Consider the following 21,765-nt stretch of genomic DNA (forward strand, 5'->3'; position numbering starts at 1 on the left):
AACTTGGGACGCTCGAGAGGCGGAAAACCAGTGTCCGATATAGTCAAATTCGATGATGAGGCAGTCCAGCGCGCGGTGGAAGTGCTGCGGCGCGGCGGTCTCGTCGCCATTCCGACCGAAACCGTTTATGGCCTTGCCGCCGACGCTGCGAACGGCGAGGGTGTGGCGGGTATTTTCGCGGCCAAAGGGCGGCCTCAGTTCAATCCGCTGATCGCGCATGTGAGCGGTATTGCGATGGCCGAGCGCTATGTCACTTTCGACGCTCTTTCGCGCAAGCTTGCCGAGATGTTCTGGCCCGGCCCGCTGACCATCGTGCTGCCGCTGAAGGACAGGCAGGATACGGATCGCCCGATCCATCCGCTTGTAACCGCCGGGCTTTCGACCCTTGCCATCCGCATGCCGCTTGGCCGCGTGCGCGATATCATCGAGGGGCTCGACAGTCCGGTTGCAGCGCCAAGCGCCAACACGTCAGGCCGCATCAGCCCAACAAGCGCTCGTGCCGTTGCCGACGACCTCGGCAACAAGCTTGATCTGATCCTCGATGCCGGTCCCTGCGGCGTTGGGGTTGAATCCACCATCGTCAAGGTTGACGGTAATAAAGTGCATCTGCTCCGGCCGGGCGGACTGGCTGCGGAAGAAATCGAAGCCGTGATTGGTGAGAAGCTCGTGCGCGCCGACCACACATCGGCAATTCAGGCGCCGGGCATGATGGCCTCGCATTATGCGCCTGATGCTGCGATGCGGCTCGGTGTCGGCTCGGTGCAGCCGGGCGAAGCCCTGCTTGCCTTTGGCGCGCAGCGCGTGGCCGGGGCCGATACGGCAAAGGTGATCATGAACTTGAGCGCTGATGGCAATTTACGCGAAGCCGCGGCCAATCTGTTCGATTTCATGCGCAGGCTGGATGCGACAGGTGCCACCACCATCGCCGTCGAGCCTATCCCCTTTGAAGGTCTCGGCGAGGCCATCAACGACCGTTTGAAACGCGCTGCGGCCCCGCGTTAACATCCTCCTATGTAAGAGACAGACTATGCTGGACACCGCTCTGATCGAACGTTTTTCCGCCATCGTGGGCGAAAAGAATGCGCTCACCGCGCCGGAAGATCTCGCCGCTTATCTCGTCGAGCAACGCGATCTCTATCACGGTCGCACGCCGCTGGTCCTGCGTCCGGGTTCGACGGAAGAAGTCGCGGCCATCATGAAGCTTGCCAGCGAGACGAAAACACCGGTGGTGCCGCAGGGTGGCAATACGGGCCTCGTCGGCGGCCAGCAGCCCGATGAAAGCGGCGCAGCCATCATTCTGTCGCTCGGCCGTATGAACCGTATCCGTAACCTCGATACGGTCGGCAATCTGGTAACGCTTGAAGCCGGTGTCATCCTGAAGAACCTTCAGGAAGCTGCTGAAAAAGCCGGTCGTCTGTTTCCGCTGTCGCTGGGTGCCGAAGGTTCATGCCAGATCGGTGGCAATCTTGGCTCCAACGCTGGCGGCACGGCAGTGCTTGCCTATGGCAACATGCGCGAGCTTTGCCTCGGCCTTGAGGTTGTGCTGCCGACCGGCGAGATTCTCAACGATCTTCGCTATGTGAAAAAGGACAATACCGGTTACGACCTGAAAGACCTTTTCATCGGTTCGGAAGGCACGCTTGGTGTCATCACGGCTGCGGTGCTGAAAATCTTCCCGCAGCCGAAGGGCAAGGGCGTGGCTTATGCAGGACTGCGCAATCCGGAAGACGTGCTGCGCCTGTTCCAGCTTGCAACGGAACATGCAGGCCCGTCGCTGACCGGCTTCGAATTGATGCCGCGCGTGGGGGTTGAGTTTACGGTGCGCCATGTCGATGGCGTGCGCGATCCGCTCGAAAGCCCGCATGACTGGTATGTGCTGATCGATATTTCTTCTACCCGCTCAGAAGAAGATGCGCGCACGACGCTGGAAACGATCCTGACCGAAGCCTTCGAGAACGATATTATTCAGGATGCGGCCATCGGCGAAAGCGTTGCGCAGGCGCAGTCCTTCTGGAAAATGCGCGAGGAAATGTCCTGGGCGCAGAAGCCGGAAGGTGGCTCGATCAAGCACGATATATCTGTGCCGGTCGCATCCATCCCCGCCTTCATCCACGAAGCCAATGCCGCGACGCTGGAAATGATTCCCGGTGCGCGCATCGTTTGCTTCGGCCATATCGGCGACGGCAACCTGCATTACAACGTTTCGCAGCCGGTAGGCGCTGACAAGGAAGCCTTTCTTGCGCGTTGGCACGAGCTGAACCACCGTATCCACACGATCGTCGCGAGCTATACGGGTTCGATTTCGGCAGAACACGGCATTGGTCAGCTCAAGCGCGAAGAACTGGCTTTCTTCAAGCAGGATGTCGCGCTTGACCTGATGCGCCGCATCAAGTCAGCTTTCGATCCGGCGGGCATTATGAACCCCGGCAAGGTTCTATAAAGTATCACTATTTAATCGAGTAAGGCGGGCGGTATTAACCGCCCGTTTGTTTTAGTAAACACTTCTTCAGAAGAATTTCCGAATTCTTACACCTGGTTGCAATCTGCTAACCAAAGGAAAAGGCAGGAAAAAGTTAACTTAACTCATTAAGCCCGTCGGTAATAAACCGCGCCTATTCTCCATCTCAACGAAGAGCAAAAAGCTCGACAAAGGGAAGTCGGAATAACCGGCTCTCAAAAATAAAAACAGAGAGACAGAGGCGTCGAAAATGATGAGCAAGGGACTGAAGCCCGACTGGGCAGGACGGGAATTGCGGCTCGATCCGTTTCACTTTCCGCAGGTTGTGAGCTATGCGACCCATGACGGGAGCAGCGACGTTACCTTCACCATCAACGAGCGCGGTGCAGTGATCCGGCAGGTTCTGCCTTCAAGCGGCCTGCCGATGTCGATCGCTCTCCCGGCCAACGCATTTGTCGGCGTTGCCGCCCGTGCGGTGGAAGACGAGTTCGGCGAAATCACGGTGACGCTGGAGCTGATGCATGAAGACCCGCAACTCTCCGTTCCCTTGCTTGTCGCACATGATCTGACTGACGTTGCCGCCGACTGGCGCGCCTGGGCGGCAAGCTTCAATCTGCCGATGATGCTGGTCGAGGAAGACGGCGTCGCCCGCCCGCTTTATGAAAGCACCGGTGCGGTCCGCACCAGCCAGCCGCAGGCTCGCCGTCAGGGGCAGGAGCCGCGCCGTCGCCGTCCGCGTTTTCTCGCTCGCCGCAAGACCGGTACGCTTGGCGTCCGTCTGGTGATCTCCGGCAAGGAAATCATTGCTCGAAATTGAATTGGAACGCATCCCGAAAAGTGTGAAGCGGTTTTCGGACGAGATGCGCTCTAGAAAGGGTAAAGGGTCGCCTGAGATAAGGCGACCCCTTCAAAAAAACCTTGGCTGACCTCCAAAAAGCCCCCGAACGTTCACAACGTTCGGGTTTATTTTTTTCGGCTGAGAAATGCCATGACGGCCTCGCGGGCTTCATCCGAGGTAAGCCGTTCAGCAAAATGTTTGGCCTCACGTGCAATACGTTCGGAAACTTTTTCAGCTGGCATGCGCATCAGCGCACGGGCGATCTGCATGGCCTGCGGAGGCTTGGCAGCGATTTCTTCTGCGGCCTTCATCACTTCCGTTTCCAGCGCATCTTCGGCAACGATCTGATAGACGATCCCGGCTTCCTGTGCGGCTTCCGCGGTAAATCCATGACCGAGCGCCAGCAGGGCAAATGCCTTCTGATGTCCCATCAGCGGTGGTGCCAGCAGACTGGAAGCTGCTTCCGGCACAAGGCCAAGATCGACGAAAGGCGTGCGGAACAAGGCCCGCGATGTTGCAAATGTCAGGTCGCAATGCAGGTGGATGGTCGTGCCGATGCCGATGGCAAGGCCATCGACACCGGAAACGATCGGCTTTTTTGCGCTGGAAAGAGCACCCAGAAAATCCAGAATGTCGTTGCCGAGATCGCCGCCCATCGCAGCCGCCATGAAATCCTGCATGTCGTTGCCGGATGAGAATGCACCTGGAACCCCGAGAAACACATGCACACGCACCGCGTCATCGGCATCGCCGTCCTTGAGCGCCTTTGCCATGGTGGCATACATGGCGCGGGTAATGGCGTTTTTCTTGTCGGTCCGGTTAAGACGGATGATCTGGATCGCGCCTTTGCGCTCGATCAGGATGTGTTCGCTCATGCTTATGCCTCCAGCGCGGATTTGGCGGCGGCAAGGCTGGCAGCGCCGGTGATGACTGTGTCTTTCAGGGACGATACTTCGGCAAGCATATTTTCCGCAAAGAAGCGGCTCAGCACTGCGCGGCCGCTATCGTCATCCGCGAGCGCCGCACGCGCGAGATAGGCGCCGCCGGAAACGAGCGACAAAAGCCGCTGATAAGGCGTGGCTCCGGCAAGTGCTGCCTCAAGCTGTCCTTCGGCAACTGCCTTTTGCAGCCAGTCCGTGGCTTCGCGGGCCTCATTGATGGCCTTGGAAAGGCGAGCGCCGGTTTCGCCGAGTTCCGGACGATTGGATGCGGCGGCCTTGTCGGCGTCGTCCTGCAATTCTGCAAGGAAGCCCTTGATATGCTCGCCATGTCCAAGCGGCAGCTTGCGCGCCACGAGGTCGATGGCCTGAATGCCGTTGGTGCCTTCGTAGATCGGGGTGATCCGGGCATCGCGCAGCAATTGCGCTGCACCTGTCTCTTCGATGAAGCCCATACCGCCGTGAATCTGGATGCCCAGCGAAGCGACATCCACGCCTGCATCGGTCGCAAAGCTCTTGGCGAGCGGCGTCAGCAGACCGGCGCGATCTGACCAGAACTGCTGGTCCGTGCCCTCCGTTGCATGGCTCATGTCGATGGCATGTGCGCAGGAATAGGTGATCGAACGGGCAACCTGCGTTAGCGCCTTCATGGTCAGCAACATGCGCTGTACATCGGGATGCTCGATAATCGGGCTCATGCCTTGCTTAGGATCAGCACCGATGGCGCGGCCCTGCTTGCGCTCCTTGGCATAGGCAAGGGCCTGTTGATAAGCGGCCTCGGCAACGCCGACACCCTGAATGCCGACCAGAAGACGCGCATTGTTCATCATGGTGAACATGCAGGCCAGCCCACGATTTTCCTCGCCGATCAGGTAGCCGACGGCGCCCTGTTCTTCACCCTTCACGAAACCATCACCATAGATCATGGTGCAGGTTGGCGAGGCATGGATGCCCATCTTGTGCTCAAGGCCGGAGCAGAACAGATCGTTCCTGCGGCCAAGCGAGCCATCATCGTTGACGAGGAATTTGGGTACGAGGAAGAGCGAAATGCCCTTCGTCCCGGCCGGGGCATCGGGCAGGCGCGCCAGCACCAGATGCACGATATTGTCGGTCAGGTCATGCTCGCCATAGGTGATGAAAATCTTCTGGCCGAAGATGCGGTAGCTGCCGTCACCGGCGCGTTCCGCACGGGTACGCAGTACACCAAGATCGGAACCGGCGTGCGGTTCAGTCAGATTCATCGTGCCCATCCACTCGCCGCTGATGAGCTTTTCGAGATAGATGTCCTTCAACTCCTTGGAGGCGTGCTTTTCGACCGCTTCGACTGCGCCCATGGTCAGTGTCGGCGCGATGGCGAAGGCAAGCGTCCCGGAGTTCCACATTTCGCTCACTGCCACCGACATCATCGTGGGCAGGCCCTGACCGCCATATTCCGGCGTGCCGGTCAGCGAGTTCCAGCCGCCTTCGATCCAGTCGCGATATAGCTCTTTCCAGCCCGGCGCGGTGGTGACAACGCCGTCCTTGACGGTCGCGCCATGCTTGTCGCCGGTGATGCGCAGAGGCTCGACGCGCTCTGAGGCAAACTTGCCGGCTTCTTCCAGAATGGCAGCGGCAAGATCGGCGGAAAAATCGGGGAAGCGGTTGTCATCGAGGGCTTTCTCCAGCCCTGCAACCTTCATCAGCGTATGGGAAATTTCAGAAACCGGCGCGCGATACATCTTTCCTCCGAGTATGTTTCGCGGACTTCTCCTCGGAAGCCCGCCCTGCGCCGGTGCTTCATGCAATCCGGCAGGAGCCATTTTGGCTGTTCAATACAAGAGCTATCGGCTTATTACGTAAACGTCAATATTGTGCTGCGGCTTCACAGCCATTTGTACGGAGGTGAACAATCTCGTGGATTTTTCGAATTTGACGTTTGAAACGGGATTAATATCGGACGGATATCAAACGTCAAATGCAATCCACTAGGCATTGTCCGCCTGTGAGGCCGAAACTCGGCGGTTACAGATAATGCTGTCGAGGCTATTTCTTGTCGGCTTGGGTTTCCCGCTCGACAGCGCGCCAGCCGATATCGGAGCGATAGAAGCCTTCCGGCCAGTCGATGAGCTTTACGGCTTCATAGGCGCGCGCCTGTGCTTCGGCGACCGTGTCGGCAATGGCAGTGATGTTGAGCACGCGGCCTCCGCTGGCAACGATGCTGCCGTCCTTCTCCGCCGTTCCCGCGTGGAAGAGTTTGACGCCATCAATGCCTTCGAGCTTGTCGAGATCGCGGATGACGCTGCCCTTCTTCACATTGGACGGATAGCCCTCCGCAGCCATCACAACCGTCAGCGCAGGCTGGTTTTTCCAGTCGAGCGAGACTTCATCAAGTTTGCCGTCCACGGCAGCATTGATGAGCGCGAGCAGGTCGCTGTTGAGGCGCATCATAAGCACCTGGCATTCCGGGTCACCGAAACGGGTGTTGTATTCGATGAGCTTCGGGCCGTCCTTGCCGATCATCAGGCCGAGGAACAAAATGCCGGAGAAGGGCGCGCCGATTTCCGCCATGCCGCGCATGGTCGGTTCGATCAGTTCGCGCATGGTGCGTTCGACGATTTCCGGCGTCATGACCGGAGCTGGAGCATAGGCACCCATGCCGCCTGTATTCGGGCCGGTGTCGCCGTCGCCGACACGCTTGTGATCTTGCGCCGAGCCGAGCGGCAAGGCGGTCTTGCCATCGCATATGCAGAAGAAGCTTGCTTCTTCGCCGTCCAGAAATTCCTCAACCACCACTTCGGCACCGGCGGAACCGAATGCACCTTCGAAACAGGCATCCACGGCGCCGAGCGCTTCATCGAGCGTCATCGCAACGATCACGCCCTTGCCTGCTGCAAGCCCGTCGGCCTTGACGACGATGGGCGCACCCTGCTGGCGGATATAGGCCTTGGCCTTGGGCGCATTGTTGAAGCGGCCATAAGCGCCTGTCGGAATATCGAAGCGCGCGCAGAGATCCTTGGTGAAACCCTTCGACCCTTCAAGCTGTGCCGCAGCCTTGGAGGGGCCGAACACACGGATACCCTCGGCACGCATTTCATCGGAAAGGCCAGCCACCAGTGGTGCTTCAGGCCCGACCACCACGAGATCGATCTTCTTGTCCTTGGCGAAAGCAATCAGAGCCTGATGGTCATCGACACCGATGTCGACGAGTTCCGCGATCGTCGCAATGCCCGGATTGCCGGGAGCGCAATAGAGTTTTGTCAGTGACGGAGAAGCGGACAGTTTCCAGGCCAGAGCATGTTCACGACCGCCAGAACCGATTAAAAGAACTCTCATTGCTTGCTCCGTCTTCGTCGGGGTTATAGTGATGGCTGCATATATCAAGGATTTCGCCATGTCACAGCCCGAACTACACGGATCGATTCAGTCACGCAATGCGCAAGGGCGTGTAAAGGATGCTCCATCGGGCCATTGGGTCTATAAGCTGCTGCCGCACTGGCTCTGGCCCTATGCGCAGCTCGCCCGCTGGGATCGTCCCATCGGATGGCAGCTCCTGCTCTGGCCATGCTGGTGGTCGGCAGCGTTGGTGGCAGGTGCGGGCGCCAAGCCGGGCGATGGCGCCTGGGCCGTCATGCCTTCGATCTGGCATCTCGTTCTGTTCCTGATCGGCGCCATTGCCATGCGTGGCTCCGGCTGCACCTATAACGATCTTGTCGATCAGGATATTGACGACAAGGTGGATCGCACGCGTTCAAGGCCACTGCCGTCGGGGCAGGTGACACGTGGTCAGGCCAAGATTTTTCTGGTTCTGCAGGCGCTGGTTGGTCTTGTGGTGGTGCTGCAGTTCAACTGGTTCTCGATCGGGCTTGGCATTTTCTCGCTTCTGATCGTCGCCGCTTATCCTTTCATGAAGCGCATTACCAACTGGCCGCAATTCGTGCTTGGTCTTGCGTTCTCATGGGGCGCACTCATGGGCTGGGCTGCGGTGGAGGGTTCACTCAGCCTTGCGCCGGTGCTTCTCTATATCGGCGCGATCCTGTGGACGATCGGCTATGACACGATCTACGCGCATCAGGACAAGGAAGACGACGCGCTGGTGGGCGTGCGCTCCACGGCGCGTCTGTTCGGCAAGCACACCAAGACGGCGCTGATGATCCTGTATGGTGGTGCTATCGGCTTCTTTGCCGCCGCTTTTGCCGTGGCACAGGTGCCGATGCCAGCACTGGCCGGATTGCTCGCAGCAGGCGTGCATCTCTATCGCCAGATCATCGTGCTCGATATCGACAATCCCGACCAGTGCCTGAAACTGTTCAAATCCAACAATATTGTTGGCTGGCTGATTTTCCTCGGGCTCGTTCTCGGAAGTCTCTGGGTGGCGGTCAAGCCGCTGGTATAAATAAGAAGGCCACCGTGTCCGGTGGCCTTCTTATTATGGGATCATGGATAAAGCCGTTCCTTGTTCCAGTCGCCCTCAGGTGCGGGACGTGTGAACAGAACGCGGTCATGCAGGCGGAAGGCCCTGTCATGCCAGAATTCAATCGAGACCGGACGAATACGGAAACCCGACCAGTAGGACGGGCGTGGAATGTCGCCGATGGCATATTTTGCGGTATATTCCGCAACGGCCTTTTCCAGCGCGAAACGGCTTTCCAGCGGGCGTGACTGCTTGGATGCCCAGGCGCCGATGCGGCTGCCGCGCGGGCGTGAAGCGTAATAGGCATCGGCCTCGGCATCGCTGACTTTCTCCACCGCGCCGCGCACGCGCACCTGACGGCGCAGCGTCTTCCAATGGAAGCACATCGCAGCCTTTTCCGCTGACAGGATTTCCTTGCCCTTGGTGCTTTCATAATTGGTGTAGAAGACGAATCCCTGTTCGTCGAAATCCTTCAACAGCACCATGCGCACATTGGGCAGGCCGTCGGGATCGACTGTTGCCAGCGCGACCGCATTCGGATCGTTCGGTTCGCTCGCTTTGGCGTCGGTCAGCCAGTCTGCAAAAAGTTTGAACGGCTGGGAGGATTCGGTGAAGTCGTCGCTTGCGTTTGTCATTTTGGATATTTCAAAAGCCTGTCGGAATTTGCGGATCATCCTGCAAGGGAATCCCCGCCAAAGAAACCCCAATGGGGCGGGTCGGGAGGGAGCTTCTTCCATAACCGGCATTTTGTCCATGGTCTTGCCGGGATGTGTCGTCGCAGGGTTCGACATGGCTTTACTTAGCGGGCAACTTCTTGTAGGGCGCCGGTCAAGGTGGGGGCTATGCCAAAACTCGACTTTTTGACGCTTTATATTGTAATTCTCTTAAATTCGCTGACGGTCTGCATCATCTGGACCGCTATCGCCTTCTCTTATCGCAAATTCCGGCCTGCCAGAATCTGGCTTCTTTCGACGACGCTTCTGTTGGTCGGAGGCTTCGTGCTTTCGCTGCAGGGTAATGAGGGCGCGTTCTGGCCTGCGGTCACCGGTAATACCATCATCATTTACGGTTTCTGCCTTGCCTGGGTCGGTGCGCGTTATTTCTATGGCCACAAAGGCGGCTGGCGGCTGGCGATGGGAATATCGCTCGCAAGTTTCGCCGTCATGGCGGCGTTTCATTCGAGCTGGCAGGGGCGCAACATAGCTTATGCCGTGGGGCAGTCAGTGCCCATGGGGATGACGGTTTTCTATCTGGCCCGGCAGAAGGGCATCGGTCTCGGCGGTCAGATTGCGATCATGGCCTTTTTGCTCGGTATCATTGGGCACGCCATTGAGACCTCGCTGAACATCGCCGCATGGGTGGGTGAGTTCGATCAGTCGCTCTATTTTACCATCGAAAGCTATGCGCTTGTCTGTGTGATCTATAGCGGCATGATCTGGAATTTCGGCTTTATCGTCATGGCGATGAACCGCTTGCATGGCGATATGGCCAAGGTAGCAGAAACGGACGAGCTGACCGGGCTTCCGAACCGCCGTCATTTCATGAAAAGACTCGCAAGGGCGGAGTTGGCGTTCAGCGAGGACGGTACAGCCTATAGCGTCATGCTGATCGACATCGATAATTTCAAACAATGGAACGACACCTATGGTCATGGGCTGGGCGATCAGGCGCTCGTGCATTTTGCCGATGTGGCGGTCGACGTCCTTAATCGGCGCGGTGTGCTGGCACGTCTCGGCGGTGATGAGTTTTCCATTCTGCTGACAAAGATGGACGAGCAGGAAGCGACGGAAATCGCACGCGACATCGTCAGGGCGATCAACGATGCCCCGCTTGCCTTCAATGGACAGAAACTCGCCATGACTGTCAGTATCGGCATTGCCAGTGAGGAACGCGACAACGAAACGAGTGACCTTGACGTTTTTGCCCGGGCCGATCTTGCGCTTTACAAGGTAAAGCAGGCTGGCCGGAACGGCTACGCAACACGCACGGCGACGGTGAACGCGCTGTGCTCTTCATTTTCGGACGGGCAACGAGCTGCCGGTTGATTGACCTTTCTCGAACCGGATGCAGAAAGCCGGGCACATCGTTTGATGGCTGAATAAAGTGCGGAGTTGGGCGTTGTGCTCCGATTCCGATTTGTTTACCTTTCCGGCACACTGCTTGTTAACTCAAGTTCACTCATAATCCCTGCATCTTTAGCGTGTAAAAATAAGGGAATAGCGTTGGCTGTCGAGACGCTTCGCCACAAGGACAATCTCTGGAGCCTGAGCTGCCGCGCAAATGCGCTGCGCAAGGCCGTGATTGGCATATGCATTCTCTCGCTTGCCGGTTGCGCCATGGGTGGCGTGAGCATTGAAAAGGCCGTTCCCGATTCTTCCACGATCACCGGATCGGTGAAACAGCCGCAGCCGGTTGAGACCGATACTGGCAAGCTTTCCGACCAATCCGCGATCAGGAACGTTGTTTCAGCGCTCAATTTCACGGAATGGGGCAAGAAGCCCGTACCGTGGGCCAATCCCGATACGGGCAGCCAGGGCACGATCACCACCATTGCCGAGAACAGCAAGAACAACCAGCTTTGCCGCGAATTCGAAACCTCGCGTGAAGCTTTTGACGGTGTTTCCATCTATCGCGGCGAAACCTGCATGCAGCGTGGTGGTCAATGGACGGTGACTTCGTTCGCGCCCATTTGAAAAGAAAAGCCCGGCCTGACTGGAACTTTTCCGGCCATATGCGCATATTATGGGCAACGAGTCTTACTCATCTCATAGTTATTTTCCTGAAAGAGGAACTATATGCGCGATCCCTATAGCGTGCTGGGCGTCGCCAAAACGGCGAAGCCCGAGGAAATAAAATCGGCTTTTCGCAAACTGGCCAAAAAGCACCATCCGGATCAGAACAAGGATGATCCGAAAGCGCAGGAGCGCTTTGCAGAACTGAACCAGGCCTATGAAATTGTGGGCGACAAGGACAAGCGTGGTCAGTTTGACCGGGGCGAGATAGATGCCGAAGGCAAGCCTGCCTTTCAGGGTTTCACCGGCGGACAGGGCTTCGGCGGCGCTCATGGCGACCCGTTTGCCGGTTTCCGGCAAGGTGGCGACGGCAACAGTCACTTTGAATTCCGTTCTGGTCCCGGCGGCTTTCAGCAAGGCGGCGGTTTCGGCGGCGCGGATGATATTCTGAACGACCTTTTCGGCGGCGCTTTCGGTGGAGGCGCCCGTGCTGGTGGTGGTGCGCGTCAGCGCGGCCCGGCCAAGGGAGCTGACCTTTCCGCGTCTATTAATATTACGCTGGAGCAGGCGGCCGGTGCGGAGAAGGTCGAGGCGATCTTCCCGAATGGCAAGCACCTGAAGATCAAGTTGCCGAGATTCGTTGAAGACGGTCAGACCATTCGCCTGAAAGGGCAGGGCGAGCCGTTGATGGGCGGAACGGCAGGCGATGCGCTGGTCACGATACACTTCAAGGCACATCCGCGGTTTCGCCTCGAAGGACGTGATGTCCATGTAGATATGCCGGTCGAGCTTGCCGATGCGGTTCTGGGCGGCAAGCAGGAAGTCGAAACGCTGGATGGGCGTATCGCAGTCAAAATTCCGGCCTGGTCGAGTTCCGATCGCGTGCTGCGCCTGAAAGAAAAAGGCCTCCCGTTGAAAGCTGATGGGCGCGGCGATCTCTACGTTCATGTGCGGATCATGCTGCCGGAAGGCGGCGACAAGGAACTGGAAGAATTCCTGCAAAAGCGCAGAGTCGCCTGATACCAGGACGCTGAGACGCTAGCGCATCACGCCCTGAAAATGCTCAATCGTTGCACAGGCTTAACCAAAACTCGACTTCAATCGTTTAAAGCCGGGTGTTGTCTCTTTGCGGCAGTAAAGTGACAATGCCCGGCTTTTTCACTGCAATTGCTTGAAGGAGAGCCGAGCCTGTGCGATAGGGCAACAAGTTAATTGTTTTCAATGAGGACCCCTAATGACCGCACAGTCAGGTTTGTTGCAGGGCAAGCGTGGATTGATTCTGGGCGTCGCCAACAACCGCTCCATCGCATGGGGTATTGCCAAGGCCGCTCGTGATGCAGGCGCAGAGCTCGCATTCACCTATCAGGGCGATGCATTGAAGAAGCGTGTCGAACCGCTGGCTGAAGAGCTCGGCGCATTCGTGGCAGGACATTGCGATGTGGCTGATGCTGCCAGCATGGATGCTGTTTTCGAGACGCTTGAAAAGAAGTGGGGCAAGCTCGATTTCGTGGTGCATGCCATCGGCTTTTCCGACAAGGATGAGCTGACGGGTCGTTATGTCGATACGTCGGAAGCCAACTTCACCAACACGATGCTGATCTCGGTCTATTCGCTGACGGCTATTTCGCGTCGCGCGGAAAAGCTGATGGCGGACGGCGGCTCCATCTTGACGCTGACCTATTACGGCGCCGAAAAGGTCATGCCGAACTACAATGTCATGGGTGTTGCCAAGGCTGCTCTCGAAGCAAGCGTGAAGTATCTCGCCGTCGATCTTGGCCCCCAGAACATCCGCGTCAATGCAATCTCGGCTGGCCCGATCAAGACGCTTGCCGCTTCGGGCATCGGTGACTTCCGCTATATCCTCAAGTGGAACGAGTACAACGCGCCGCTGCGCCGTACCGTCACCATCGAGGAAGTGGGCGATGTCGGCCTCTATTTCCTTTCCGACCTGTCCCGTTCGGTGACTGGCGAAGTTCATCACGCGGATAGCGGCTATCATGTCATTGGCATGAAAGCGGTTGACGCTCCGGATATTTCGGTCGTGAAAGACTGAAGCAACGAATACAAAATCCCGAAAGGCTGACCGGCTTTTCGGGATTTTTCTTTGTCTTTCCCGCTGCGGGGAAGTTATCCAGATTATTCATTGGCGGCAGATAGGGGTAGGGCTGTGGCTCGGGAGATCATCTACTTTTCGCGTCACGGCGAGACAGACTGGAATGTTTCGCAGCGTATTCAGGGGCAGCTTGATATCGATATCAACGATAATGGGCGCAGCCAGGCCGACCGCAACGGCGATATGCTGAAATCGCTGATTGGCGAGGGTGCAGGCTTCGACTTCGTTGCAAGCCCGCTGCGACGCACGCGCGAGACGATGGAACGTATCCGTTTGCGCATGGGTCTTGATCCGTATGAATACCGCACCGATCCGCAACTGATGGAAGTCAATTTCGGCGACTGGCAGGGCTTCATGATGGAAGACATTGCCAGAGAGCGTGAAGACCTTCTGGAAGCGCGCGCCCGCGACAAGTGGAATTTCGTGCCGCCGGGCACAACCGCCGAGAGCTACATGGGCCTGTCGCGCCGCATAGGGCGCTGGGTGGAAGCCGTGGAATGGCCGACTATCTGCGTGACGCATGGTGGCTGCATTCGCACGCTGTTTTACCTCTACGGGAACATGGATGGCCATGCCGCTGCCAATCTTTCCATCCCGCAGGACAAGATTCTGAAGTTTGCAAACGGCAAGCTGGAGTGGGTTTGATCCCGCAAATCAGTCTATAGTGACCGTAAACATAATTTTGCCAGCGGTGGAGGCGTTTTATGCCCTTCGAACGTTTCGCGGTCATATCGGATATTCACGGTAACAGTGACGCCTTGGCTGCAGTGCTGGCCGATATCGATGCTTTGCAAATCCAGACGATTATCAATCTCGGCGATCATCTAAGTGGTCCTTTGGCCGCGCGTGAGACAGCAGATATGCTGATGGCGCGAGAAATGATCTGCATTCGTGGCAATCATGATCGCTGGCTTGTCGAAAAGCCGCTCGCAGATATGGGGCCGTCGGATCGGGTCGCGCGCCAGCAGCTTGATGACCGACACATCGAATGGCTGCTTGCAATGCCGGCATCGCAGTCTCTGGCCGATGGACGGATATTCATCTGCCACGGGACACCGTCAAGCGATACCACTTACTGGATGGAGAAAGTCATCGCGAACGGCGAAGTCGTTCTGCGAACCCGAGATGAGATCGAGGCCGAAGCTGAAGATATAGCTGCGTCGCTGATCTTTTGCGGGCATACGCACACGCCGAGGATCGTTCGCCTGGGAGATGGGCGAATGCTGGTCAATCCGGGAAGCGTGGGTTGCCCCGGTTACGACGACGATCATCCGGTTCCGCACGTCGTCCAGACCGGCAATCCCAATGCATCCTACGCTGTCATCGAACAGACCGGGTCTGGCTGGCAGATAACCCTGCGCAATATTCCCTACGATACGGCGCAGATGGTCCGGATGGCGGAGAACAACGGTCGCGCCGATTGGGCGCGTGTTGTCAGAAGTGGCTGGTTTCAGCCCACATGAAAAGAGCGGCTTATGAGCCGCTCATTCTCTTTCTGGGGGCTTGTTTACGGCGCTTCCTGAATGTCGGTGATGAAGCGCGTGCTGTCGACCATGTCATAAATGATAAGGACCTTCATGCCCTTGTTGATCGCGCTGTAATCGAACTCACCGGGCAGCTTGTATGTCTGGCCGTCATCGAGCGTTATGGTTTCGCTGTCCTTGTTGATACCGGTGATCTTGCCTTCGGCATCGTCTGCCATCGCTACCGTCGAGAAAAGCGACGCCACGATGAGAATTAATCCGACCAGATAATGCATGACTTTCCGTTCCTTTGGTTGTGCCTCGGGTTGGGTTGTAGCCTGACCGATTCGACACGATTGTCGTGATTGCGATTTTCAGCGCGTTGCGCCGGATATCCCACAGTGTAGCGTGCGGAATGTGTCAAAAAAAATGCCGGATATCGAACTTCAGAAGGAAATTTTACGTCCTCAAGGAGCTTGATTTGACCGGCGTCAAAAAGCTCAATAAAACCGGGCCGTAAAGTAGCTGCTCTCTCCTTGACCTGCTCCGGACAAGGACAATTTATTCAGGCGTCGCGCATGTCTCACAATAGTTTCGGTCATCTGTTCCGCGTAACCACCTGGGGCGAAAGCCATGGTCTGGCGCTCGGTTGCGTTGTTGACGGCTGCCCGCCCGGCATTACGTTCACAGAAGCCGAAATTCAGGCCTATCTCGACAAGCGCAAGCCCGGCCAGTCCAAATATACGACGCAGCGCCGCGAACCGGATCAGGTGCGCGTGCTTTCCGGTGTTCTTCTGGGCGACGATGGCGTGACCATGACGACGACTGGCACACCGATCTCGATGATGATCGAGAACACCGATCAGCGCTCGAAGGATTATGGCGAGATTGCTCGTCAGTATCGTCCCGGTCATGCCGATTATACCTATGACGTCAAATACGGCATTCGCGACTATCGCGGCGGCGGGCGTTCGTCGGCGCGCGAAACGGCAGCTCGTGTGGCAGCAGGCGCCATAGCGCGCAAGGTCGTGCCGGGGCTTGAGGTCAAGGGCGCGCTGGTGGCCATGGGCGTGCACGGTATCGACCGCCGTCGCTGGAACTGGTCGGAAGTGGACAACAACCCTTTCTTCTCGCCGGATGCCGGTTCGGTCGAGTTGTTCGCAGACTATCTCGACGGCATTCGCAAAAGCGGATCGTCGGTCGGTGCAGTCATCGAGATTATTGCTGAAGGTGTACCTGCGGGTATCGGGGCGCCGATCTACGGCAAGCTCGATCAGGATATTGCCAGCCTGCTGATGTCGATCAACGCCGTGAAGGGTGTGGAAATCGGCAACGGTTTCGAGGCTGCCCGTCTTACCGGCGAAGAGAACGCCGACGAAATGCGCATGGGCAATGACGGCAAGCCGCTGTTCCTGTCCAATCATGCTGGCGGGATTCTCGGTGGCATTGCGACTGGTGCGCCGGTTGTGGCGCGTTTCGCCGTCAAGCCGACCTCGTCGATCCTGACCCCGCGCCGCTCCATCGACAAGGACGGCAAGGAAGTGGATGTGATGACCAAGGGTCGTCACGATCCGTGTGTGGGTATTCGTGCCGTGCCGATCGGCGAGGCAATGGTGGCCTGTGCGATTGCAGATCATTATCTGCGTCACCGCGGCCAGACTGGCCGCGTCTGACTAACTTGGGGCCAGACTGGCCGCATGTGATTGAATTCGGCCATATTGGCCATATCTGACCGACGATAGGGCCCGTTGGTTGCCTGACACATAGAGGTCGAAATGAGCTATAACCAGAAACAGGTCGTGGATGCGCTTCGCGCTTTCGAACGCGGCGAAATCGTTGTGGTCATGGATGATGACGGGCGCGAGAACGAAGGCGACCTGATTGTTGCCGCCGTGCATTGCACGCCGGAAAAGATGGCCTTCATCGTCCGCCATACGTCCGGCATCGTCTGTACGCCGATGACTCGCGACGAAGCCAAGCGTCTCAACCTCGCGCCGATGGTTGCCGAAAACGAATCCGCTCACACAACAGCGTTCACTGTGACGGTCGATTACCGCCATGGCACGACGACCGGCATTTCGGCAGAAGACCGCACGCTGACCGTGCGCAATCTGGCGAACCCGAATGCCGGTGCTTCGGATTTTGTGCGTCCCGGCCATATTTTTCCGCTGGTTGCCCGCGAAGGCGGCGTCTTGATGCGCTCCGGCCATACGGAAGCCGCTGTCGACCTCTGCAAGCTCGCAAACCTGCCGCCCATCGGCGTTATCTGCGAACTGGTCAATGATGACGGTTCCGTCATGCGTGGTCCGGACGTGAAGGCCTTTGCTGAAAAGCACACGCTGCATCGGGTTACGGTCGCCGACCTCATCGCCTATCGCCAGCGCAAGGAAACGCTGGTCAAGCGCGTTGGTGATGCACCGGTCAAGACCTGTGCAGGTGCGGCCCATGCCTACACCTACGAACTGCCATGGGAACCCATGCAGCACGTAGCCGTCGTGTTCGGCGATATTCGTGACGGCGAGGAAGTGCCGGTCCGCCTGCATCGCGAAGATGTGCTGAACGATGTCTTTGGCAAAGGTGGCAGCAATCTCGATGCCATCATGGAAAAGATGGGCAAGGAAGGTCGCGGCGTACTGGTCTATCTGCGCGAAGGTTCTGTTGGCGTGCGTTCCGATCACCACGACACCCGCGCCCGTGACGCGATCCAGAGCGAGCATGAAAGCCATGCCGAAGCGGTTGCCCGCGAGGAGGAATGGCGTCAGATCGGCCTTGGTGCGCAGATATTGAAGGATCTCGGAATCACGTCGATTGTGCTTTTGGCATCGCGTGAGCGTCACTATGTTGGCCTTGAAGGTTTCGGCATCCACATCGCCCGTACGGAAATCATCTAGTCTCCTTCAGACAAAGCTGGCGCATGGCCGTCATGGTCATGTGCCGGTGAGATGCTATAGTGAATCGATGACGACACGGCTTTACTGGCATCCGATCTATCTCGAACATCTGACCCCGCCCGGCCATCCCGAGCGCCCGGATCGTATCCGTGCCTTGATGAGCGAATTGGAGGGGCCGGATTGCTATCGGCTCGACCGGGTGGAAGCGCCGCGCGGCGACGAGGCGTCAGTGTTGCTTGCCCATCCGGAAAAGCATCTGGAAGCCATACGCGCCGAAATACCGGAGCCTGCTTCGGACGAGGCAGCGCCAGCGCCCGTGGTGAAGCTTGACGGCGACACCTATGTCAGCCCGAAAAGTCTGGATGCAGCGCTGACGGCGATTGGTGCGGCGACAGCGGCGGTCGATGATGTCTTTTCCGGTGCTGCAAACAACGTGTTCGTTGCAGCCCGCCCGCCGGGACATCATGCTGAGCGTTCCACTGCGATGGGCTTTTGCCTTTTCAACAATATTGCGATTGCCGCCCGTCATGCACAGCAGCGTCATGGCGCGGAACGTGTCGCTATCGTCGATTGGGATGTCCATCACGGCAACGGAACGCAGGATATTTTCAAGGACGATCCAAGCGTCCTGTTCTGTTCGACGCATCAGTTTCCCTTGTATCCCGGAACGGGGTCGAAGGACGAAACCGGCGTCGGCAACATCTTCAATGCACCGCTTTCCCCCGATACGGGAAGCCGCGAATTCCGCGAGGCATTTAATAGTCGTGTATTGCCCGCTTTGGACAATTTCCGGCCAGATTTGATCCTTATTTCGGCGGGCTTCGATGCTCATTTTCGCGATCCGCTGGCCGAGCTCAATCTTGACGAAGCGGATTTTGACTGGGCGACGGGCAAACTCATGGAGCGGGCAGAAAGGTTCTGCGATCACCGGCTAGTGAGTGTGCTTGAAGGTGGATATGATCTAGAGGGCTTGTCGCAGTCCGCGTCTACGCATATTACGCGGTTGTTGAAAGGATGAATCATGGTAACCGAACCGTCCAACGCCGACATTGCAGTAATGAGCTTCGAGGATGCGTTGAAGCAGCTTGAGAAGATCGTCGACGATCTGGAGCGGGGCGACGTGCCGCTGGAAGAGTCCATTCGCATCTATGAGCGTGGCGAGGCTCTGAAAAAGCATTGCGATACGCTTCTGAAGTCTGCCGAGGACAAGGTGGAGAAGATTCGCATTGGCCGCGACGGCCAGCCGGTCGGAACCGAACCGCTCGATCCGGAATAAACTGGTCCAATAATTCTGCTCAGAACAGCGTTTTGAGCTGGGTGACATAAGGCGCGAGAATCCCGCTCAGCATGTAGGGACCTAGGCCCCAGACCAGTGTCCATCCTGCAGCTCCGACGATATTGGCCGCCAGAAAATGCAGCGGGTTCATTTTCATCGAACCCGCAACGATGCCGTTGAGCTGTCGCAGGAGCACGACGAAACGAGCCGTCGCGACCACGTAAATTCCCTTGCTGTCGAAAAGTTTCTCGAACTGTTCCAGCCGTTCAGGCGTCAGCTTGACGAGGTGCCCGTATCGCAGGATCAGGCGGCGGCCACCGAAACGGCCGATCAGGTATCCGGTGCAATCGCCAAGTACGGCGCCGATGAATACGGCAATCAGTACGGCTTCGATATTGAGCGTTCCATGCAAGGCAAGCAGCGAGCTTGCTATAAGGGCGCTCTCACCGGGCAATGGTGCACCGAAAGATTCGAAATATACGATTACGAAAAGCGCGAGCGCGCCATAGGCTGCAATATATGGTTCCAGAAAGCTCATGGATTGGCAGGTCTTTCGGCCGACAGAACTAAAAAGGCTCCGGACGAGCCGGAGCCTGAAATCTGTAACTATCACATCAGCCGATGGAACGCTTGCCGGTAATTGCGTGGTATACCCACAACACGATTATTGAGCCGATGATCGCGATAACAAGGCTGATCGGATCGAAAGCGCCAGTGACGCCACGTCCAAAAAGCTGAGACGAGATCACACCGCCGACAATGGCGCCGACAATGCCGAGAGCAATATCCAGGAACAGGCCCTGGCCACTTTTATTAACGATCTTGCTGCCGATGAAGCCGGCAATCAAGCCTAGTATTATCCAGCTTATAACAGACATCTAATATCTCCCGATGCGTAAATACACTTTTGCATCACGCACTTAGGAAATTTTCACACTGCTATAAAATTTGCAAGGTATAATGCTTGTCAAATCGGGAAACCCATTTAACTTTAACTTACCGAATGCACAGTTGGCATCGGATAACAGGGAGTATCGTGTGATGGGAAGTTATGACGACAACTCAGGCAATTCGCCCATTCCCGGCGGAAGCCTCGCGAAACCGGTTCTGATTGCGCTCGGCGCCCTGCTGATCGGCAAGATGCTGAAGGGTAATAGCGAAGAGACGGAGGCCACTCAGGCGCAGCCCGTACCAGTACCGGATCAGTCGCAAGCAGGCGGCGGCCTGCTTGGCGGTATCCTTGGCGGGCTTGGTGGTCTGCTTGGCGGTGCGGCTGCCGGAAATGCCTCAGCAGCTCCCTCGGCTCCGGGTTCACTGGGCGGCGGTCTTGGCGGCCTCCTTGATCAGTTGAAACAGGCTGGCCTCGGTGAAAAGGTGGATTCCTGGGTCGGCCAGGGAACCAATCATTCAATCGAGCCGGGCCAGCTTGGCGACGCAATCGGCCAGAAAACACTGAGCGAAATTGCTCAGCACGCCGGTATCGACCAGCAGGAACTTCTGGATCAGCTGTCGCAGGTTCTGCCGGGATTGGTGGACAAGCTGACGACAAACGGACAGGTACCTGACGCCAGCTCGCTTTCCAAGCTGTTGCAGGGACGCTGACAGAATTTGCATCCTGATCGAACCGCACCGCTTGTCGGTGCGGTTTTGTTTTGGGGCTACATTCGATAAAATGACGGCGCCGCTTATATAAGCGTTGTAGAGCAATAGCTGGAGTTGCGTTGCATGAGTTTCTTTCCGTGTCCTGATCCGGTTCTTGGCGACAAGACGTCGGTAGACAGCATTGAAACGCTGGTCATTCCACGCACAAGCGACATCGGTGGACTGGAAGTGCGGCGAGCCTTGCCGACCGTGCGCCGCCGTCTGGTCGGGCCGTTCATTTTCTTTGATCGCATGGGACCCGCCGTTCTGAGGGATGGTGATGCGCTGGATGTGCGCCCGCACCCGCATATCGGACTTTCGACCGTGACCTATCTGTTTGACGGACATATCCGCCACAGAGACAGTCTCGGCACCGAAATGGTTATTCGTCCCGGTGACGCGAACCTCATGACCGCCGGTCGTGGCATCGTGCATTCCGAACGATCGCCAGAAGAGGAGCGCAACGGGCCACTGTCCATTTCCGGCATTCAGACCTGGCTCGCGCTGCCCGATGCGCTGGAAGAAATCAGCCCGGAATTTTTTCACACCAATGCGCCAGAACTGCCGGTGATGGAGGATCGCGATTTCTCCGGTCGGCTGATCATGGGCTCCATGCTGGGGCTGAAGTCTCCAGTGATCCAGCACGCCGATACGCTTTATGCGGATATTCGTATAGAACCGAACGGGCGCTTTCCGATTCCGCCCGTGGCCGAAGAACGCGCCATCTATACGCTGCAGGGCAATGTCGGCATTGGCGGTGAGGTCTTCCCGCCGGACCGTTTGCTGGCATTCCGCCCTGGCGACGATATTGTCGTGCAGGCCGGGCCGGAAGGTGCTCATATTATGCTTTTTGGCGGTGCAACTCTCGGCTCGAAGCGCTATGTATGGTGGAACTTCGTATCCTCATCGCGAGAGAGGATAGAGCAGGCCAAGGAAGAATGGCGCAGCGGGCGTTTCGACATCGTGCCCGGTGACGAGAAGGATTTCATACCTCTGCCTGAATAATGTGGATTGCCTCCCGCTGT

Annotated in this window: 23 protein-coding genes; 16 read left to right on the forward strand and 7 right to left on the reverse strand. The window is 57.4% G+C overall.

Annotated elements, in window-relative coordinates; all coding sequences use genetic code 11:
- The first annotated feature begins 30 nt into the window (after positions 1-30).
- The 3 genes from KWJ32_RS08730 (at position 31) to KWJ32_RS08740 (ending at position 3,275) form a co-directional block, all read left to right on the forward strand.
- On the forward strand, positions 31-1,002 hold the full coding sequence (locus KWJ32_RS08730; protein WP_125301876.1) for an L-threonylcarbamoyladenylate synthase: 972 nt from the start codon (positions 31-33) through the stop codon (positions 1,000-1,002).
- A gap of 25 nt (positions 1,003-1,027) precedes the next feature.
- A complete protein-coding gene (locus tag KWJ32_RS08735; protein WP_125301874.1) occupies positions 1,028-2,440 on the forward strand; it encodes an FAD-binding oxidoreductase in 1,413 nt (470 codons plus the stop codon).
- 268 nt (positions 2,441-2,708) lie between these two features.
- Positions 2,709-3,275 carry a DUF6101 family protein gene (locus KWJ32_RS08740; protein ID WP_010658347.1) on the forward strand — a complete coding sequence of 189 codons (567 nt, stop codon included), beginning with the start codon at positions 2,709-2,711 and terminating at the stop codon, positions 3,273-3,275.
- A gap of 146 nt (positions 3,276-3,421) precedes the next feature.
- On the opposite strand, the gene KWJ32_RS08745 is transcribed toward KWJ32_RS08740, so the two are convergent.
- The 3 genes from KWJ32_RS08745 to purD all read right to left on the reverse strand — a co-directional run bounded on the left by KWJ32_RS08745 (position 3,422) and on the right by purD (position 7,546).
- On the reverse strand, positions 3,422-4,171 hold the full coding sequence (locus KWJ32_RS08745) for a crotonase/enoyl-CoA hydratase family protein (protein WP_151606455.1): 750 nt from the start codon (positions 4,169-4,171) through the stop codon (positions 3,422-3,424).
- A 2-nt stretch (positions 4,172-4,173) separates the two neighbouring features.
- The gene (locus tag KWJ32_RS08750) at positions 4,174-5,952 is read right to left on the reverse strand and encodes an acyl-CoA dehydrogenase (protein WP_040129807.1); all 1,779 of its coding nucleotides are present in this window, start codon (positions 5,950-5,952) and stop codon (positions 4,174-4,176) included.
- A 304-nt stretch (positions 5,953-6,256) separates the two neighbouring features.
- On the reverse strand, positions 6,257-7,546 hold the full coding sequence (purD, locus tag KWJ32_RS08755) for a phosphoribosylamine--glycine ligase (RefSeq protein ID WP_151609748.1): 1,290 nt from the start codon (positions 7,544-7,546) through the stop codon (positions 6,257-6,259).
- Positions 7,547-7,604: 58 nt separating this feature from the next.
- On the opposite strand from purD, the gene ubiA reads away from it, so the two are divergent.
- Positions 7,605-8,606: a 4-hydroxybenzoate octaprenyltransferase gene (ubiA, locus tag KWJ32_RS08760; protein ID WP_029925587.1), complete on the forward strand. Its 1,002-nt coding sequence runs from the start codon at positions 7,605-7,607 to the stop codon at positions 8,604-8,606.
- 41 nt (positions 8,607-8,647) lie between these two features.
- Here ubiA and pdxH read toward each other — a convergent pair whose 3' ends face one another.
- Positions 8,648-9,259, reverse strand: coding sequence for a pyridoxamine 5'-phosphate oxidase (gene pdxH, locus KWJ32_RS08765; RefSeq protein ID WP_029375899.1), 612 nt, complete (start codon positions 9,257-9,259; stop codon positions 8,648-8,650).
- Positions 9,260-9,466: 207 nt separating this feature from the next.
- Between pdxH and KWJ32_RS08770 the strand changes: the two genes are divergently transcribed.
- The 6 genes from KWJ32_RS08770 to KWJ32_RS08795 all read left to right on the forward strand — a co-directional run bounded on the left by KWJ32_RS08770 (position 9,467) and on the right by KWJ32_RS08795 (position 14,932).
- Positions 9,467-10,669, forward strand: a complete 1,203-nt coding sequence (locus KWJ32_RS08770; RefSeq protein ID WP_151609750.1) for a GGDEF domain-containing protein — start codon at positions 9,467-9,469, stop codon at positions 10,667-10,669.
- Between the two features lie 219 nt (positions 10,670-10,888).
- On the forward strand, positions 10,889-11,317 hold the full coding sequence (locus KWJ32_RS08775) for an RT0821/Lpp0805 family surface protein (RefSeq protein ID WP_236020272.1): 429 nt from the start codon (positions 10,889-10,891) through the stop codon (positions 11,315-11,317).
- 102 nt (positions 11,318-11,419) lie between these two features.
- Positions 11,420-12,376, forward strand: coding sequence for a DnaJ C-terminal domain-containing protein (locus KWJ32_RS08780; RefSeq protein ID WP_036581419.1), 957 nt, complete (start codon positions 11,420-11,422; stop codon positions 12,374-12,376).
- A 214-nt stretch (positions 12,377-12,590) separates the two neighbouring features.
- Entirely contained in the window at positions 12,591-13,409 is an 819-nt protein-coding gene (gene fabI, locus KWJ32_RS08785; protein WP_010658356.1) for an enoyl-ACP reductase FabI, read from the forward strand.
- Between the two features lie 114 nt (positions 13,410-13,523).
- Positions 13,524-14,114, forward strand: a complete 591-nt coding sequence (locus tag KWJ32_RS08790) for a histidine phosphatase family protein (protein ID WP_029925580.1) — start codon at positions 13,524-13,526, stop codon at positions 14,112-14,114.
- Positions 14,115-14,173: 59 nt separating this feature from the next.
- Positions 14,174-14,932, forward strand: coding sequence for a metallophosphoesterase family protein (locus tag KWJ32_RS08795; protein WP_125301869.1), 759 nt, complete (start codon positions 14,174-14,176; stop codon positions 14,930-14,932).
- Positions 14,933-14,976: 44 nt separating this feature from the next.
- Here the strand turns inward: KWJ32_RS08795 and KWJ32_RS08800 are convergent, their stop codons facing one another.
- On the reverse strand, positions 14,977-15,228 hold the full coding sequence (locus KWJ32_RS08800) for a DUF1344 domain-containing protein (RefSeq protein WP_010658359.1): 252 nt from the start codon (positions 15,226-15,228) through the stop codon (positions 14,977-14,979).
- Between the two features lie 282 nt (positions 15,229-15,510).
- Between KWJ32_RS08800 and aroC the strand changes: the two genes are divergently transcribed.
- The 4 genes from aroC (at position 15,511) to KWJ32_RS08820 (ending at position 19,099) form a co-directional block, all read left to right on the forward strand.
- Positions 15,511-16,605 (forward strand): chorismate synthase, encoded by a 1,095-nt coding sequence (aroC, locus tag KWJ32_RS08805; protein ID WP_010658360.1) that lies wholly within the window; start codon positions 15,511-15,513, stop codon positions 16,603-16,605.
- A gap of 102 nt (positions 16,606-16,707) precedes the next feature.
- A complete protein-coding gene (gene ribB, locus KWJ32_RS08810; protein ID WP_012090813.1) occupies positions 16,708-17,823 on the forward strand; it encodes a 3,4-dihydroxy-2-butanone-4-phosphate synthase in 1,116 nt (371 codons plus the stop codon).
- A 67-nt stretch (positions 17,824-17,890) separates the two neighbouring features.
- Positions 17,891-18,841, forward strand: a complete 951-nt coding sequence (locus tag KWJ32_RS08815; RefSeq protein ID WP_125301866.1) for a histone deacetylase family protein — start codon at positions 17,891-17,893, stop codon at positions 18,839-18,841.
- Between the two features lie 3 nt (positions 18,842-18,844).
- Entirely contained in the window at positions 18,845-19,099 is a 255-nt protein-coding gene (locus KWJ32_RS08820) for an exodeoxyribonuclease VII small subunit (protein ID WP_002963588.1), read from the forward strand.
- A 19-nt stretch (positions 19,100-19,118) separates the two neighbouring features.
- On the opposite strand, the gene KWJ32_RS08825 is transcribed toward KWJ32_RS08820, so the two are convergent.
- On the reverse strand, positions 19,119-19,637 hold the full coding sequence (locus KWJ32_RS08825) for a DedA family protein (protein ID WP_010658363.1): 519 nt from the start codon (positions 19,635-19,637) through the stop codon (positions 19,119-19,121).
- A gap of 76 nt (positions 19,638-19,713) precedes the next feature.
- Positions 19,714-19,977 (reverse strand): GlsB/YeaQ/YmgE family stress response membrane protein, encoded by a 264-nt coding sequence (locus KWJ32_RS08830; protein WP_006466196.1) that lies wholly within the window; start codon positions 19,975-19,977, stop codon positions 19,714-19,716.
- Positions 19,978-20,140: 163 nt separating this feature from the next.
- On the opposite strand from KWJ32_RS08830, the gene KWJ32_RS08835 reads away from it, so the two are divergent.
- On the forward strand, positions 20,141-20,701 hold the full coding sequence (locus KWJ32_RS08835; protein ID WP_012090816.1) for a YidB family protein: 561 nt from the start codon (positions 20,141-20,143) through the stop codon (positions 20,699-20,701).
- Positions 20,702-20,824: 123 nt separating this feature from the next.
- Positions 20,825-21,745, forward strand: coding sequence for a pirin family protein (locus KWJ32_RS08840; protein ID WP_012090817.1), 921 nt, complete (start codon positions 20,825-20,827; stop codon positions 21,743-21,745).
- Positions 21,746-21,765: the final 20 nt, after the last annotated feature.

This window comes from Ochrobactrum sp. BTU2, assembly GCF_024539785.1.
GTDB lineage: Bacteria > Pseudomonadota > Alphaproteobacteria > Rhizobiales > Rhizobiaceae > Brucella > Brucella anthropi.